A 15,751-nucleotide genomic window follows, 5' to 3' on the forward strand; every position below is an offset into this window, starting at 1 on the left:
AGCCGTTGGCGCAAGCCAGGGTGGGCGCCGTCAGCGGTCAGTTGCAGATCACTCAGGCCGAAGCCTGCGCCGCTACCAGCATGCGGCCGTCGTGACCGGCGATCTCGACATCGATAATGGCGCCATAAGCGGCGGGGCCGGCCAGACGCACCGGCGTGAACGCCTCCGTGCGGGCCTGTTTGCGCTCGACCAGCACGCTGCGCCGCTGGCCCACTTCGCCGTCAAGGTGCTGGCGCAAGGCGATATCGCCGCGCTCGCGCAGGCGTTTGGCGCGCTCCCTGGCCACGGCGGCGTCGACCTGGGGCATCCGCGCCGCCGGGGTGCCTGGGCGGGGCGAGAACGGGAAGACGTGCAGATGCGTCAGGCCGCATTCCTCGACCAGGTCCAGCGAGCGCTGGAACATCGCCTCGGTCTCGGTCGGAAAGCCGGCGATAATGTCGGCGCCGATCACCACATCCGGACGCAGGCGGCGGGCTTCGACGCAGAAGGCGATGGCGTCGGCCCGGCTGTGGCGACGCTTCATGCGCTTGAGGATCATGTCGTCGCCAGCCTGCAGCGACAGGTGCAGATGCGGCATCAGCCGCGGCTCCTCGGCCAGCGCCGTCAACAGATCCGGGTCGGTCTCGACAGAATCGATCGACGATAGCCGCAGGCGCGGCAGTTCCGGCACATGTTTCAGCACCTGGCGCACCAGGGTCCCGAGCTTCGGCAGGCCGGGCAGATCATCGCCATAGCTGGTGATGTCGACGCCGCTCAGCACCACTTCGGCGGCCCCAAGCGCCACCGCCTTGCGCACCTCATCGACAACCACGCCCATCGGCGCCGAGCGCGAGGGCCCACGCCCAAACGGGATGATGCAGAAGGTGCAGCGATGGTCGCAGCCGTTTTGCACCTGGACAAAGGCGCGGGCTTTCACCGCGTAGCCGTCGACCAGATGCGGCGCGGTCTCGCGCACGTCCATAATGTCCCCGACCAGCGTGCGCGGCGCCTGGGCCTCCCATGGCGACAGCAGCCGCCGCCAGGCCTCGCCGCGCATCTTCTCGGCGTTGCCGATGACATGGCCCACTTCGGCCATGGCGGCGAAGCTGTCGGGCTCGACCTGGGCGGCGCAGCCAGTGACCACGATCGTAGCGTCAGGATTTTCGCGGCCGAGGCGGCGGATGGTCTGGCGCGCCTGACGTGTGGCTTCCGCCGTCACCGCGCAGGTGTTGACGATCACCACCGGCGCGTTTTTCTGGCCCGCCGCCGCAAGAGCGTGCCGCTTCATGGTCTCGGATTCGGCGGCGTTCAGCCTGCAGCCGAAGGTGATCACCTCAACGGACATCAGGCGGCGTCCGGCGTCGCGCCCGCCATAAAGTCAGCTGGCAACACGTCTTCCCATTCCAGCTCAACCGGGCCGGTCATCAGCACATGATCATCGCCGGCGCGCCAGGCGATGGTCAGCTGGCCGCCGGGCAGATCAATCTTCACCTCTCGGTCGCAGAGGCCGCGCCGGATGGCGGCCACGGCGGTGGCGCAGGCGGCGGTGCCGCAGGCCAGCGTCGGTCCAGCGCCACGCTCCCAGACGCGCAGATGTATGTGGCCGCGATCAAGCACCTGGGCGAAGGAGACATTGACCCGCTGCGGGAACAGCGGATGGTGTTCGAGCGCCGGTCCCTGGGCCGCCAGATCATAGCTGTGCTGGTCCGGGACGAAGCAGACCAGATGCGGATTGCCCATGCCGAGGGCCGAGCCGTAACCGGGCGGCGTCCAGCCGGGCAGGCTGATGTCGATGGCGTCGGGGTCGCTCACCGCATGGGCAAGCGGAATGTCCCGCCAGTCAAAGCGCGGCCGGCCCATGTCCACGGTGAAGCTGGCGTCGCCGACACGCTCGGCGGCGATCGGCCCGGCCGAAGTCTCCAGCGCCACATGCCCCGGCCCGCCGTGACGGCCCAGCGCCCAGGCGACGCAGCGTGTGCCATTGCCGCACGCCGCCGATTCCGAGCCGTCATTGTTGTAGATGCGCATGAAGGCGTCGGCGCTGTCGGAATCGTGCAGCGCCATCAGCTGGTCAAAGCCCGAGCGGGCGCTAACTGCGATCGCCCGGGCCTCTGCTGCGCTGATAATATGGTCGCGCCCACGCAGATCCATCACCAGGATCTGGTTGCCAGCGCCGTTCATCTTCAGGAATGGCGCGCCGGCGAGAGGGGATGCAGCGCTCATGTCGTCACCAATGCGTCAACTGGACAGGATCCGGCGCGGCGCGCCAAAGGCCGCCATCGGGCGGCTCTGCCCGCCCTATATGATGCCGATGGCTGCAAAAAGCCAGCGGAGGCCCGCGACGGGCCCTGCAGCTGCCAGTTCGGTCAGCGATATTCACGTCCTGATCAGGCTTTGACGCTCGCAAGACGACGCAAAGCGGCCTACATTCCGCCGCAAGAAATGTGGACGATTCCGCTGGCCTGGATCGCGCCGGCCTCTGACGAAGGCAGGCCCCGCCAACGGCCCGACGACGCGCCGGGGCGTGGTCTGGCGCCAATTGTCCATGACGGGTCGCCAGCCGGGGCTGATGTCTGATGTGCCTTTGTGCGATCAGGCGCAGTCAGGAGCGATCCGGTTCGTCGTGAGGCGGCCAGGTTCATCGCAGCCTGTCGTGAGCGGATGTTGGCGATGCCAACACCGACAGGCTGGACTGCCCGTGCGACGGCGGGCCAATGAAGGCGGCGTGGGGGAATGGCGATGCGGCGCATGGCGTGGGATGTTGAGGTGCATGAGGCCCGGATCCGGATGCGCGCCAGCGCTTTGGCGCGGGCATGGGGCGGCGATCTCGCCTCGATCACAAGCCGCGGCCCATGGGGGCGGCGCGCTATTGGCCTGACGCTGGCGTCGTCGCTGGCCCTCGCATCCTGGCTATGGACGTCTGGCTTGCGGGCCCAGGAGGGCAGGCCAGCGCCTGCTGCGGGTGCTTCCGCCCTGGGCGGCTCTGCCCAGCCCGGTCCTGGCCTACACAACTCTTCCCAGGACAATGCTGGGCCGGCCAATACTGGCAAGGACAGCGCAGAAAAAGCTCGCGCCGATGCAGCTGGCGGCGCGGCCGCGAACTCGGCGACGCCAGCCGTCTCCGCCAGCCCATCAGCCGGCGATGCTGACGCAAAGGTTGGCGCAAAAAGCGGTGAGGGCACAGACGAGGACGCCGCGACCGCCCTGCCAGAGCCGGAGGACGGCAAGCCGCGCCGCGGCGCCGAGGGCCCGGCGCCAGCCCCGCGCGGCCCCAGCGCCTATGCGGGATTGCCGACGGCGTTGCCGACCCCGGCAGAGCCCGGCCACATTGACGACGTCACCTTGCCGCGCCGCGAAGTGGCGGTGATCTCCGGGCGCAGCAGCTGGGACGATGGCTTCACCAGCCTGTTCGACAGCTTTGACGTTCTGGCGAAGGAATTGGCCAGGGTCGGCGTGAAGCCTTCTGGTCGGCCGTTCGCCGTCTTTGTTTCCACCGATGAGGCGGGATTCAGCTATGAGGCCATGGCCCCGATCGCCGCGCCGCCCGCCGAGGCTGGCAAGGTGGGTGGCGGCGTGCGCTTCGAGAAAGCCGAGGGCGGCAAGGCGATCCGTTTCACCCACAAGGCCCCTTATGAGGAAATCGACACCACCTATGAGGCGATCACCGCCTATCTCGATTCCAAGGGCATCGTCGCAGAAGACGCCTTCACCGAAGAATATGTGACCGATCCCCGCGACCCATCGGATGCGTCGCTGCAGATCAATATTTACGTGCAGCCCAAAAAGGACGCTAAGTCCGGCGCCGGGCCCAGCGGCGCGGAAGGCGCACCGGCGCAGGGCCCGGCGAAACCAGACGCGACCACCCCGGGGCAAGGCGCGCCAGGCGGCGCGGGCCGCTGATGCGGCCGGCAAGGCCGGCCGGGCTGGGACGCGAGGCGTTGAACGCAACTGGCTCTGCGCCAGGCGAGGCCCATGGCAGGCGCTGAAATATTGACTCGGAGGCCAATGCGGCCCATTAAGGCCCGATTGCCCGAACTTTTGTTCGCGAGCCGCCGACCGGCAGGGGCCATAATGGTTCTCCGGAGGTCAACGTCCGACAGCGCGATGCGCCCTCGGGCGCCGTTGGCGTTTGCGTATGCGGGCAATGCGGAATGACAGGGGCTTGATCGCCGCGCGGGAGAAACCTGCAGGCGACGGGCCAGACAAGGACCAGTTGATTGGGTGATCCACGCCAGACGCCGGCGCCGACCGGCCAGCCAGGGATGCGCGAGGCTTTGCGGCTCGATGACGCCGTGAATGAACGCTGCCCATGGACTGGCGCGCCTGCGACGGCTGAAGGTCTCACCCTGTATCGCGGCGCGGTGGTGGGATTCGCCACGGCGCAGCTGCGTGACCAGTTCGATCTGGCCGTGCGGCGCTTCGAAGATGCGCTGGCCGTACGTCGCGCCGAAACAGCGGGGAATTCCGAATAATGTTCGAGAGTCTTTCCGAAAAACTTTCCGGCATTCTCGACCAGCTCACCCGTCGCGGCGCGCTGTCGGAAGACGACGTCAACGCCGCCCTGCGTGAGGTGCGTCGGGCGTTGCTCGAAGCCGACGTGGCGCTGGAAGTGGTGCGGTCGTTCACTGACCGCGTGCGCTCGCGTGCTGTCGGCGCCGAGGTGATCCGCTCGGTCACCCCTGGCCAGATGGTGGTCAAGATCGTCCATGACGAGCTGGTCGCCATGCTCGGCGAGGAAGGCGCGACGCTCGATCTTGAGGCCGTTCCGCCAGTGCCGGTGCTAATGGTCGGCCTGCAAGGCTCAGGCAAGACCACCACCACCGCCAAGATCGCCCGGCGTCTGTCGGACCGCAACAAGCGCAAGGTGCTGCTGGCGTCGCTCGACACCCGCCGCCCCGCCGCCATGGAGCAGCTGGCCGTGCTTGGTCAGCAGGTTGGCGTCGCCACGTTGCCGATCGTCGCCGGCCAGAGCGCCGTGCAGATCGCCAAACGCGCCATGGAGGCGGCCCGCCTCGGCGGTTACGACGTGGTGATGCTCGACACCGCCGGTCGCGTCACCATCGATGAAGAGCTGATGGATGAGGTCGCCCAGGTCAAGGCGGCGACCAATCCGCATGAGGTGCTGCTGGTCGCCGACGCCCTGACTGGTCAGGACGCGGTCAACACCGCCCGCGCCTTCGACAGCAAGGTCGGCGTCACCGGCATTGTGCTGACCCGTATGGATGGCGACGGCCGTGGCGGCGCGGCGCTGTCGATGCGCTCGGTCACCGGCAAGCCGATCAAGCTGGTCGGCACTGGCGAGAAGATTGATGCGCTGGAGGAGTTTCATCCGCAGCGCGTCGCCAACCGCATCCTTGGCATGGGCGACATCGTTTCGCTCGTGGAGAAGGCGGCCGAGACCATCGACGCCGAAAAGGCCCAGCGCATCGCCGAGAAGATGCGCAAGGGCAAGTTCGACCTGGAGGACATGGCCGAGCAGCTGGCGCAGATGGAAAAGGTCGGCGGCATGAAGGGCGTGCTCGGCATGCTGCCGGGCATGGCCAAGATCCGCAACCAGGTCGAAGCGGCCAATATCGACGACAGCATTTTCCGTCGCCAGCGCGCCATCATCCTGTCGATGACCGCGCAGGAGCGGCGCAATCCGGATGTGCTCAAGGCGTCGCGCAAGAAGCGTGTCGCCGCTGGCGCTGGCGTGAAGGTCGAGGACGTCAACCGGCTGCTCAAGCAGCATCGCCAGATGGCCGATGTGATGAAGTCCATGGGCAAGGGCGGTCGTGGCGGCATTGGCGCGGCGCTCGGCAACATGTTCGGCATCGGCGGCGGGATGCCTGGTGGTCTGCCAGGTGGCCTGCCAGGCGGTCTCCCGGGCATGCCGCCCGGTGGCCCGACGCCGGAGATGCTGGCTGAAGCGCAGAAGGCGCTCGGCCAGATGGGCAAGGGGGGCAAAATGCCGGAGCTTCCCGCCGATCTGGGCAAGGCGCTGAAGGGCGGCCTGCCGGGGATGGGCGGCATGGGAGGCCTCGGCGGTCTCGCCGGTCTCGGCAAGCTGCCGTTCGGCAAGAAGAAATAACGCGCAGCCATCTGGTCGCGGGTTTTCACAAACGGCGCAGAACGCTGCGCCTCGTTACTACATCAGTTCAATGAGCTTTCAGGAGTAAATCATGGCTCTCAAGATCCGTCTCGCCCGTGGCGGCGCCAAGAAGCGTCCGTTCTACCGCATCGTCGTGGCTGACGCCCGCTCGCCGCGCGATGGCCGCTTCATCGACCGTCTGGGTTCCTACGACCCGCTGAAGGCCAAGGACGCCGCCGATCGCATCGTGCTGGACGTCGAGAAGGCCAAGGAGTGGCTGGCCAAGGGCGCGCAGCCGACCGACCGCGTGCTGCGCTTTTTCGACGCCGCTGGCGTTGTGAAGCGTGAGGCCCGCAATAACCCGAAGAAGGGCGAGCCGGGCCAGAAGGCCAAGGAGCGCGCCGCTGCCGCCGCCGCCGCTGCGGACGCCGGCGAAGAGGCCTCCGCGTAAGCGACGATGGCCAAGCGGTTCCATGCGCCGCCCGCATCGCGGGCAAATGACAGGGCTGCCTCCGGCGACGGGGGCGGCGCGACCACGCATGGCGCCGCGCCGCCGGCCAGGGCGGGCGGCAGGGCAGGGGGAGGACGCGCCGCGCCCTCCCGCATCCCCGAAGACCATGTGGTGGTGGCCGAATTCGGTCGCGCCCATGGCGTCCGGGGCGAGGTCCGTCTCAAATCCTGGACTGCCGATCCTGCCGCGATTGCGGACTATGGTCCGCTGGTCATGGCCGACGGGCGGCGCATTGTCTTCGCCAGCCTGCGCCAGGCGCCGGGCGGCGAGGCGGACATGTTTGTCGTACAGATTGAAGGCATTGGCGATCGCACCGCGGCAGAGGCGCTGGCGCGCCAGAAGCTGTTTGTGCCACGCGCCCAATTGCCGGCGCTGGACGATGAAGACGAATTCTATCTCGCTGATCTCGTCGGGCTCGCCGCCCTGGACGACAGCGGGCGCCAGCTTGGCGACGTGGTGGCGGTACATGATTTTGGCGCCGGCGACGTGATCGAGGTGCGGCCAGCCGCAGGCCTTGGCGGCCCGCGCCGGGCGACGGCGATGGTAGCCTTCACGCGCCAGTTCGTGCCGGTGGTGGACCTTGCTGGCCGCCGCGTCGTGCTGTCAGAAAACCCGTTTGGCGAGGCTGATCAGGAGACATCCGGGCCAGGCCCAGAGGCGGAGAGCCACGGGGATGAGGCGTGAACGATCCCCGGACCGACACAACTGAAGCCGCCGGGGCGCAGCCCGCCCCAGCTTCAGGAGACGCCGCCGATAGCGCTCAGGCGCGCAGCGGCGCACGCACGCCCTGGCGCGCCAGCGTTCTGACGCTTTATCCGGAAATGTTTCCAGGACCGATGGGCGTGTCGCTGGCTGGCGATGCGCTCGGGCGCGGCCTGTGGAGTCTCGAGGCGCGCAATATCCGCGACCACGGCCTGGGCCGTCACAGGGCGGTGGACGACACGCCATTTGGCGGCGGCCCCGGCATGGTGTTGCGCGCCGACGTGCTGGCCGCCGCCATCGACGCCGCGGCCCCTGCTGGCGATAACCGGCCCCGGCTGCTGATGTCGCCGCGCGGCCGCCCGCTGACTCAGAGCCGGGTGCATGAGCTGGTCAATGGCCCTGGGGTGATCATGGTCTGCGGCCGCTTTGAGGGCGTCGATGAGCGGGTGATCGCCGGGCGCAATCTCGAGGAAGTGTCGATCGGCGACTACATTCTTTCGGGTGGCGAGATGGCGGCCCTGACCATTCTCGACGCCTGTGTCCGCCTGATCCCGGGCGTGATGGGCGCCTTCACCTCCGCCGGAGAAGAGAGCTTCGAAAACGGGCTGCTGGAATATCCGCACTATACCCGGCCACGCGCCTGGGAAGACAGCGAGGTTCCTGAGGTGCTGATGTCGGGCGACCATGGCCGCATCGAGCGCTGGCGCAAGCAGCAGGCGATGAAGCTGACCCGTGAGCGCCGCCCTGATTTGCTGGCCCAGCACGTCAAACCGACCTCCTGACCCCCCTTTCCGGTTACCTCCATGCGCATCAGCAGCATACCCGGTCGGCGTGACCTCCACGTCTACCCGTTGCAAATCGACATTCGCGCGACCTACAGCGATCTCGACGCCAACCATCACATCAATAATGTCGCCCTGTCGCGCTTCGTTGAGGAAGCCTGCGCCAGCCTGAACATGCAGGTTTTCGGAGAAGACGCCGTGGTGCGTCCCAGCGGCGGCCAGCAATTGCTGACGGCGGCGGTGAGCATCGACTTCATCGCCCAGGGCTACTATCCAGGCGTTGTCACCGCCGGCATCGGCGTCGCGCAGCTCGGTCGGTCTTCCTGCATCTACGCCACGGGGCTGTTTCAGCCCGGTCGCTGCATCGCCGTCGCCCAGACGACGCTGGTCTTCGCCCAGGATGGGGCAGGCATAGCAATCCCCGAAGCGGTGCGCGCCGCCATGAAGCCGTATCTGTTGACAAACACACAGTGAATCTGGCCCGTCCGCCTTCCGTTTACCCGAAGGTCACGAACTTGCCTTAAATGAGGACGACTGGCTGGCAGCCCCCCGTCGCTGCGCCGGACCGTTTGGGCCAACCGAGTATCTCCCCATGGCTGTGAATACCCTGTGCTACGCGTTGATCGCATTCGTTACGCTCGCCCTGGTGCTGGTGCCGCGCCTGCTGCCCGCGGTGGGGTGAGACGCAGCCCAGGGCTTGGGGCACGCTGAGGCAGGGATTGCCAGCGCATCCGTCCCATTCATGGCCGCGAAGGCCCCGGCGCATCCGCGACCTTGAGTGTCATAGCCGCTCGGGTTCCGGCATCAGACGCCCATGTGGGCCTGACGTCGTTGAGCCACATGGCGCCCGGTCCTTGAGGCCCGAGCCAACGCTTTCGGGCCCGCCGCTTCTGGCCTTGGGCTCTCGCCAGGGCGAGGCGTCCAACTTCCTTCGCTTTGCAATTCGCGCAGCGCCGTCGCCCGGCTCCCATGCTCGTTGCGCATGAAACTGTGCCTGACAAGGCTAAAAGGCATTTAGATATTCAGCCTGTGCATGATCGTTTTGTGCCAGTCGCATATCTGTGGCGATCCAACCCAGTGCGTCCACCAGCAAGCCGTGCTATAGGCCCCGCATCATGACCAGCTGTGCACTGATTTTCGACAAGAAGCGAGAAGACCTGCCGCCATTGCGCGTGCGCCACGAGCCTCCGACCATTGAGGAAGCGCTCGCGGCCGCCGCCGACCTGTCGGAGGACGCCGAGGAGCGGATTGAACTGGCCGCAAGCCTGATCGGCGCCTCTCTCGCCGATGTGCGCGTGGTGGCGGCCAGTCTCGCCCGGGTCAAGCCGCAGAAGGTTCTGACCATCGCCACCCGATCCAGCAGCGCCCGTCAGGTTGTGGTGGAGCGTAAGGTGGTTGTCGAGCGTCGCACCCCGCGCGCCACCGTCGCACGCATTCGCTGATCTGCCCGGGCTGTGCCTCTTGCGCCGGTATGGCGCGAGGACCCGGGCAAAATCGAAAGTGACGCCTCTCTCCTTCCGGTGACGCGGCGTACCCAGATCAACCAATCTTGCCCCAGCGCGCATCGCCTGGGGCATTTTTGTGGCGGTCGATGGCCGCCACTCTAGCCGCTGCCGCCAGGTGGCGGCGTCGGTTGGCGCTCACCCCGCCCGGGGCGTGCCGCAGTCACACGGCTCATACCAGAGCCCGATGAGCACGAATCCTCGGGCTCTGGTCAAGCTCGAGCGGCGCTTGAGTTTCGCACATCGCGGATGTGTCAGCATCTTCGAGACCTGGTGTCAGGCGTCAACCGACGACCCACGCCTTGCGTCGCCTCAACCCTCGCGGGCAATTTTTCGCGGCCATCAATGACATCGAGCAGCGCTGCTATCCGGGGCGCCTGGTCGAGGGCCAGCGCTTTGCGGAAGGCTGCGCGTCGCACGCGGGTCAGCGCCGCAGGCGGCAGGTCGAGAGCTGCGCCGACGGCGGCGGCCAATGCTTCGGGCTGCCCCGGCGGACAGACTATTCCCGCATCGCCCAGCGCTGTAGCGAGCGCGCTGTGTGGCGCAGCCGTTACGACAATGGGCCGGCCGCTGGCCAACATCGCCCCAAGACGCGACGGCATGGCAAGATCATCAAATGAGTCATCCAAAGGCAGCACATGGGCGCCGGCGAAATGCATGAGCGCAGCCAGCCGCGCCTCTGGCTGGGCAGGTAGCCAGCGCAGGTTGGGCGCGCCCTGCGCTGCGTGACGGATCACACAGCTCAATGGACCGTCGCCAGCCGCGACCACCAGGATATTTGGGCGATTGGCGAGCACCCGCGCGGTATCGATGAGCAGCTGCGGCGCGTGCTTGCGATTGATCGTGCCGGCGCACAGCACGATACGCTGTTCCGGCGCGACGCCGAGCTCCTGCCGCCAGGCGCGCTCCTGGTCCAGATCCCGCCCCCTGGCGATGCGCCGGGCGTCGGTCCAGTTCGGGCAAACACGCAGTCGCGACGGGGCCACGCCGCTGGCCTGCAACGCCACGGCCATCGCGTCCGATAGCGTCACCACTATGTCGAAACGCCGCCGCCACCATCCCGGCAGCAAGGCCAGAGGGCGCATCCAGTGATATTTCGCGAGGGAGGCCTCAGGCTCCAGGTCCTGCACATATAGAACGAGGCGAGCGCCGGTAAGGCGGCCAAGGAGCACGAGCAGAGGAGCTGCGGCCAGGGTCTCGGCTCAACGCAGATGACCAGCCCCGGACGGCTCCACATAATCCGCCAGATCAACACTGGAGCCGCCGACAGCGCGAACCCCAGGGGCGCAAGAATTCGCCACGCGCCGCGCATGCGTGCCGGCAACGGCCGCGGGCAGCGTTGCAACGCGAGGACGCCAGTCAGGGTCGCAGTTACTTCGTGAGACGATCCGCTGCCCTCGCGTCCGATCATGCGCTCGCGCAGCCTGGGACTGGCCGTCACCGAAACGTCAGTGTTCACCACCGGGTCACCTTGTTCGACATTCGCCATGGGCCGGTCCACCGGCTCCGACCCAGATGAATAGCGATTGCGAAAACCTGCCCCCCGCCATGGACCCGTGCTCCAGTGCGGATAGTGCGGTGGCGTGGTTACAACCGTCACCCTGTCGCCACGACGCGCCATCACGCGCGCGACATCCGCCACAAACCTCCCAACCCCCACCACCTCCGGCGCGTAATTCATCGCGCAGATCAGCGCGGTCTGCGGCGTCTGCCCGCCAGCCCCAACGTTTGCCCGACCTATGCTAACCCCGCCTGGGTCAGGGCCCCGCAGCTCGACTGGCGCTTCAGACATGCACCGCCGCTCCCACCCGATGGCCATAGCGAGGTTGGTAGGCTGAGCGCGGCATACGGCGCCGGTCGGCCAGCGTCATGATAACGCCACCCAGCTTGCCCTCCGCCGCCAGATCTGCCGCTATCGCCCTGGCGCGCACACGCGGCGTATGCGCCCAGCGCACCACCATCACCGCCCTGTCGCTCGCCGACACGACGACGGCGGCGTCCTCGGTGACGTCGAGGGGCGGCGCATCAACAATCACCTCGTCAAACACCATGGCGAAACGGCGCAGGAGACGTCTGACAGGAAGGGCCTGTAGCGAGCCGCCGATGCCTGTGCTGGCGATGCCCGCTGGCACCACCGTGAGATTGTGGCGCCGGGCGCTGGCGGTGGCGAAGGTTCCTTCATCCTGAAGCAGCTCCGCCAGACCGGAGTGAGCCGGCAGATCAAACCACCGGCTCATGCCTCGCTCGTACATGTCGGCGTCAATGAGCAGGACCCGGCGGCCTGCCGCCGCCATGGTCAGGCCGAGGCCGATTGCTGTGGTCGTTTTGCCATCGCCTGGCTGGGCCGAGGTCACTACGGTGACGCGACCAGGCGCCGGCGTCAGTGTCTGGCCAGCAGGTTCGACAGGCCGGCGCCGGGATGAGGCGGCTCGTCTGCTCGCGTCGAGACAGGCGAGCAACCCGCGGAAACCCTGGGCGAACGCCGATTGCGGCCGAAGCGCGACCAGGGTGGCGGGCTCCGCAATGTGACCGCGGGCCTTCCGCTCATCCCTGAACAACAGCGGAGCTTGCGCCACCGGCTGGCCCCCAAGATCCAGCGCCAGTTGTTGCGGGGTGAGGCAAGGGTTTTGCAGCCTGGTGTAGAATGCCCCGACGGCAAACATCACGAGGCCCCCGAAGGCGCCGCCGAGCAACATTAACTGTCCGGGCGTCGCCCTGCGCACGGCGTCGTCTGGCTCGGCACGAACAATGCGTGGTTCTGGCCCCGCCACATGCTGCAGCATCTGTGCTTGTCGACGCTGGCCAAGCGCCGCCTCATACGCAGTCCGGTCCGCAGTGGCCTGACGCTCAAGTTCACGCAACTGCACCGCCCGATCAGTTTGTGACTGTACCGCGGACGAGGGTGCGCCAGCGGCGGCCACCGTCTGGCGTAGCGCCTCTTCACGTTGCCGGGCTTCCTCGAGCTCCGCTTCGAACTGGCGCTGCCGGCGCGCGCGCTCGGCGACAACGCTGCGCGTGGTCGCGGCAATCTGAGCCTGCAAATTGACCCGATCAGGGTGGCCAGGGCCGTAGCGCGCGGCCAGTTCGGCTTCACGGCGCGTCAGCGCAGCCAGAGCCAGTTGGAGCGCCTGCAAGGCTGGTTCCGGTTCATCGTCGGCATGCTCTGCTCCGTTCGCCCGCAGCCGTTGCACGCGCGCCTGGGCCGCAATGGTCGCTGCGCGCGCCGACGCCAGTTGCTCATTCAGTCTGGTGATCTGACGATCAGCCAGGCTGGCGCCGTCGTCGCCCTGGGGCGCCAGCGCATGGCGTCGCCGCCATTGCGCGGCGACGCGTTCCGATTGCTGTAGGCGATGCTCCAGTTCCGGAATGATCCTGTCGAGATTAGCGCCCAGTTGCGCTGCGGTTTGCGCCTGGCCAGCCTTGCGCTCCGCCATCCAGGCTGCCGCGACAGCGTTGGCCTTGTCCACCGCCGCATCCGGCGTCGTCGCGGCGGCGGTTATCCGCCACACCATGGTGCGCGGCAGCCGTCGCACGGTCACGTCGCGCTGCAACGCCTTGACGTCGACATCTCCGGCCTGACGCTTGGCCTTATCAGGCAAGGTTGCCTGCAGAGTCTGCGCGGCGCGCGTCATCACCGGACGGGAGAGCGCGAGCACACCCTGATTCTCCACCATGGAATCCGTCATGACCGCGCCCAGATCCGCGCGGCCCGCGTCGGTCCCCGTGATCCCCGGCATGTCGATATCCGCCGAGGCGCGCCATGGCTGCGGTGACCACAATTGTAGGAGGCCCATAATCGCCAGGCCGGTCAACGCACCAGCCAGGATTAGCCGGTGATGCAGCAACATATAGATCCACACCATGGAGGCGGATTGCGGTTGCGGCGATGCTCCACTGAGCAGGCGGCCTGCGGTGACGTCGTTCAGATGCGCCGTCATGGCGTGCTTGCTCCAACGTCTGCATGATTGTCCCGAGCTTCTGCGCCCGCTCTCTCGCCCGCGCGCATTGCCAGCGACAGCAAGCTCACTCCGAGGCTGAGCCACAGCATTTTCAGCGACGTGCGCACCGGATAGGCGGCCATCAGATAAAGGCAGGCCGCCAGCAATGCTTCTGAGCATCGACCGGCCACGGGCGAATGACGTGCAGCCAACCCGGCGATGACCATGGCGAGCGTGACAAGGCCGATGAACGCCAGCCCCGGCCCTGCCCCAAACCACACCAGCTCGACAAAGCCCGGCATTGGCGCAAAATCATGCAAACGAACCTGCGCATTCAGAACATCGGAAAAACCATCGATTGCCGATGGCAGAGGCGAGAAGCTGAGCTCGATATATTGTACCGGAAACAGCTCGATGCCCGACGCCCGTTTGCTCCATTCGCCCAGTCCAGATGCGACGGCAAAAATTCCCTCTGCCAGATTGGTGGCGAGTTGCGGCGCCCACAACGCGGGCCGCGACAGCAGATCAGGCAAGTCGCGGAGGCTGGCGAAGCCATGGCTGTTCTGGCCACGACCAACAAGGGCTCCAGCAATCGCCAGAACGGCGAGCAGGGCCGCCGCCGACGCCATTTTCCACGCGCGCGGAGGGCGCTGCGTCATGATCGTCGCGAGCAGGAAGGCCAGCGGAGGTAGCGCCGCCGCGCGCGAATGAGCCGCCATCAGCCACAACATGGTCAATGTCGCCGAACAGGCGAGCAGGCCGCCGGCAACGAGGTCTGCAGCGGAGACGCGTTTCATCGCGCCAAAGATGATCGCCGCTGTCCCTGCGCAGACCGCCCCCAATGGGGCCAGGGCGCTGAGCGCCAGGGCGGAGACGCCGCCGCCGCTGGTCATCACAGCGGGATCGGTCAACTCCAGATAGAATGGGGTAAACCAGAGCCGCGACCAATCCAGCGACCCGCTGACGGTGGCCAGCGCCGCCAGCCACGCAATGACCGCCAGCCAGGCGAAGGCCCGCAGGCGGTGGTCCTGGACCGTCGCGTCGTTGGCGCCGTTCACTTGCACAGGAATGCGGCCCCTGGGCTGCGCCAGCAGCTGCAGGGCGAACACAATAAGGAACAGCGCGGCTGATGCTGCGATCGCCCGGAACAGATCGGATGCAGGATCAGTGCCGCCATAAACCAGCATCATCTCATGGGTGACGAGGCCATGCATCGCCAGCCATGCCGTAACTTGCGCGATAACCAGATAGCCGCCGAACAGACCTGCAGCCGTCATCCACCCATGGCGGCGGAGCCACCACGCCAGCATGGCTGTTTCGCTGGCGAGCACCAGGGCAATCGCGAGGTCAGTCATCCTGCACGCCCTCCATGGAATATGGGGGCGGGAGGGTGACACGGCGTTCAGCGACCACCGCATCGACAGGCGCCGCACTGGGGCGTCCAGCACTATCCACCTCAAGCAAGGCGCGCGCTTCAGACAGCGCTGCACAATGCAGTTGTAGAAAGCGGGCGCGTGCGGCCATGCGCATCTGCAACAGCATCGGTGGATCACTGAGCAACTGCTCGATCGCCGTCATGCACGCGCGCACGAAGTCGCCATTGGCAGGAATGACAATGCCCGCGTCACCCACCAGATCCGCAATACATCCCCGGTCGCTGGCGATCGGCGCGACGCCATGCGCCAGTGCTTCAAGCACGACGAAGGGTTCTGCCTCATGGACGTATTGCGATGGAAAAATCAGCAGATCGATCTGACTGTAAAAGCTGTGCGTACGCTCATCGTCTTTCAGCGGACCGAGCCAATGCAACGAGCCGCTTTTGACGCGTCGGCGAACGGCCGCCCTGTCTGTACGGTCACTGACCGGTCCCGCAAGCAGCGCCTGCACGCCTGCCGCTCCGTATCGCAGACGCAGCGCATCGGCGAGCGCCAGAAAATACGGCAACCCCTTGGCGGCGCCAAGGTTGCCAATCATCCCGACATTAATTGCTTTGCCGGATAATTTTGTGGTTGTGACTTCCAGTTCTGGCTCGGGTCCAGGGCGAATGAACGCGGCGTTGGACAGCGTCACGATCCTGGCGCCCGCATAATTCTTCTGCAATGCTTCGGCCATCGGCTGGCGTAGGGCCACATGTATTGCACGCTTGCCTGCCAACAGGATGAGCAGTGACAATAGCGCGCTACGCCGGCCAATGCGGGCGTAGCTGTGGTGATGCAATCGCAGAACGCAGCCTGATAATCGCGCCGCACAGGTGAGGAAAAGCGTGT

At 66.8% G+C, this 15,751-nt stretch carries 13 protein-coding genes; 8 read left to right on the top strand and 5 right to left on the bottom strand.

Annotation, left to right across the window (positions count from 1 at the left end; all coding sequences use genetic code 11):
• Positions 1-52: 52 nt before the first annotated feature.
• Complete coding sequence (gene mtaB, locus AC6A67_RS16565) at positions 53-1,324, bottom strand: tRNA (N(6)-L-threonylcarbamoyladenosine(37)-C(2))-methylthiotransferase MtaB (protein WP_498037664.1); 1,272 nt, start codon at positions 1,322-1,324, stop codon at positions 53-55.
• Complete coding sequence (gene dapF / locus AC6A67_RS16570) at positions 1,324-2,202, bottom strand: diaminopimelate epimerase (protein WP_498037665.1); 879 nt, start codon at positions 2,200-2,202, stop codon at positions 1,324-1,326. Before dapF ends, mtaB begins: the two co-directional genes overlap by 1 nt.
• 525 nt (positions 2,203-2,727) lie before the next feature.
• On the opposite strand from dapF, the gene AC6A67_RS16575 reads away from it, so the two are divergent.
• The 8 genes from AC6A67_RS16575 (at position 2,728) to AC6A67_RS16610 (ending at position 9,486) form a co-directional block, all read left to right on the top strand.
• A complete protein-coding gene (locus tag AC6A67_RS16575; protein WP_498037666.1) occupies positions 2,728-3,879 on the top strand; it encodes a GyrI-like domain-containing protein in 1,152 nt (383 codons plus the stop codon).
• Between the two features lie 317 nt (positions 3,880-4,196).
• Positions 4,197-4,451, top strand: coding sequence for a glutathione S-transferase (locus AC6A67_RS16580; RefSeq protein ID WP_498037667.1), 255 nt, complete (start codon positions 4,197-4,199; stop codon positions 4,449-4,451).
• Positions 4,451-6,049, top strand: coding sequence for a signal recognition particle protein (gene ffh / locus AC6A67_RS16585; RefSeq protein WP_498037668.1), 1,599 nt, complete (start codon positions 4,451-4,453; stop codon positions 6,047-6,049). The genes AC6A67_RS16580 and ffh overlap by 1 nt, the downstream gene beginning before the upstream one ends.
• 91 nt (positions 6,050-6,140) lie before the next feature.
• Positions 6,141-6,500, top strand: coding sequence for a 30S ribosomal protein S16 (gene rpsP / locus AC6A67_RS16590; protein ID WP_498037669.1), 360 nt, complete (start codon positions 6,141-6,143; stop codon positions 6,498-6,500).
• 6 nt (positions 6,501-6,506) lie between these two features.
• The gene (gene rimM / locus AC6A67_RS16595) at positions 6,507-7,244 is read left to right on the top strand and encodes a ribosome maturation factor RimM (RefSeq protein ID WP_498037670.1); all 738 of its coding nucleotides are present in this window, start codon (positions 6,507-6,509) and stop codon (positions 7,242-7,244) included.
• Between the two features lie 119 nt (positions 7,245-7,363).
• Complete coding sequence (gene trmD, locus AC6A67_RS16600) at positions 7,364-8,044, top strand: tRNA (guanosine(37)-N1)-methyltransferase TrmD (protein ID WP_498037680.1); 681 nt, start codon at positions 7,364-7,366, stop codon at positions 8,042-8,044.
• 21 nt (positions 8,045-8,065) lie between these two features.
• Positions 8,066-8,518 (top strand): acyl-CoA thioesterase, encoded by a 453-nt coding sequence (locus AC6A67_RS16605; protein WP_498037671.1) that lies wholly within the window; start codon positions 8,066-8,068, stop codon positions 8,516-8,518.
• Between the two features lie 641 nt (positions 8,519-9,159).
• The gene (locus AC6A67_RS16610) at positions 9,160-9,486 is read left to right on the top strand and encodes a hypothetical protein (RefSeq protein ID WP_498037672.1); all 327 of its coding nucleotides are present in this window, start codon (positions 9,160-9,162) and stop codon (positions 9,484-9,486) included.
• Between the two features lie 314 nt (positions 9,487-9,800).
• On the opposite strand, the gene AC6A67_RS16615 is transcribed toward AC6A67_RS16610, so the two are convergent.
• From AC6A67_RS16615 to AC6A67_RS16625, 3 genes are all read right to left on the bottom strand, one after another.
• A complete protein-coding gene (locus AC6A67_RS16615; protein ID WP_498037673.1) occupies positions 9,801-10,577 on the bottom strand; it encodes a glycosyltransferase in 777 nt (258 codons plus the stop codon).
• Between the two features lie 753 nt (positions 10,578-11,330).
• On the bottom strand, positions 11,331-13,484 hold the full coding sequence (locus AC6A67_RS16620) for a GumC family protein (protein ID WP_498037674.1): 2,154 nt from the start codon (positions 13,482-13,484) through the stop codon (positions 11,331-11,333).
• Positions 13,485-14,831: 1,347 nt separating this feature from the next.
• On the bottom strand, positions 14,832-15,751 hold a 920-nt coding region (locus AC6A67_RS16625; protein ID WP_498037675.1), incomplete at its 5' end, for a glycosyltransferase family 4 protein.

The sequence above is a fragment of the Camelimonas sp. FR25 genome, from assembly GCF_059740505.1.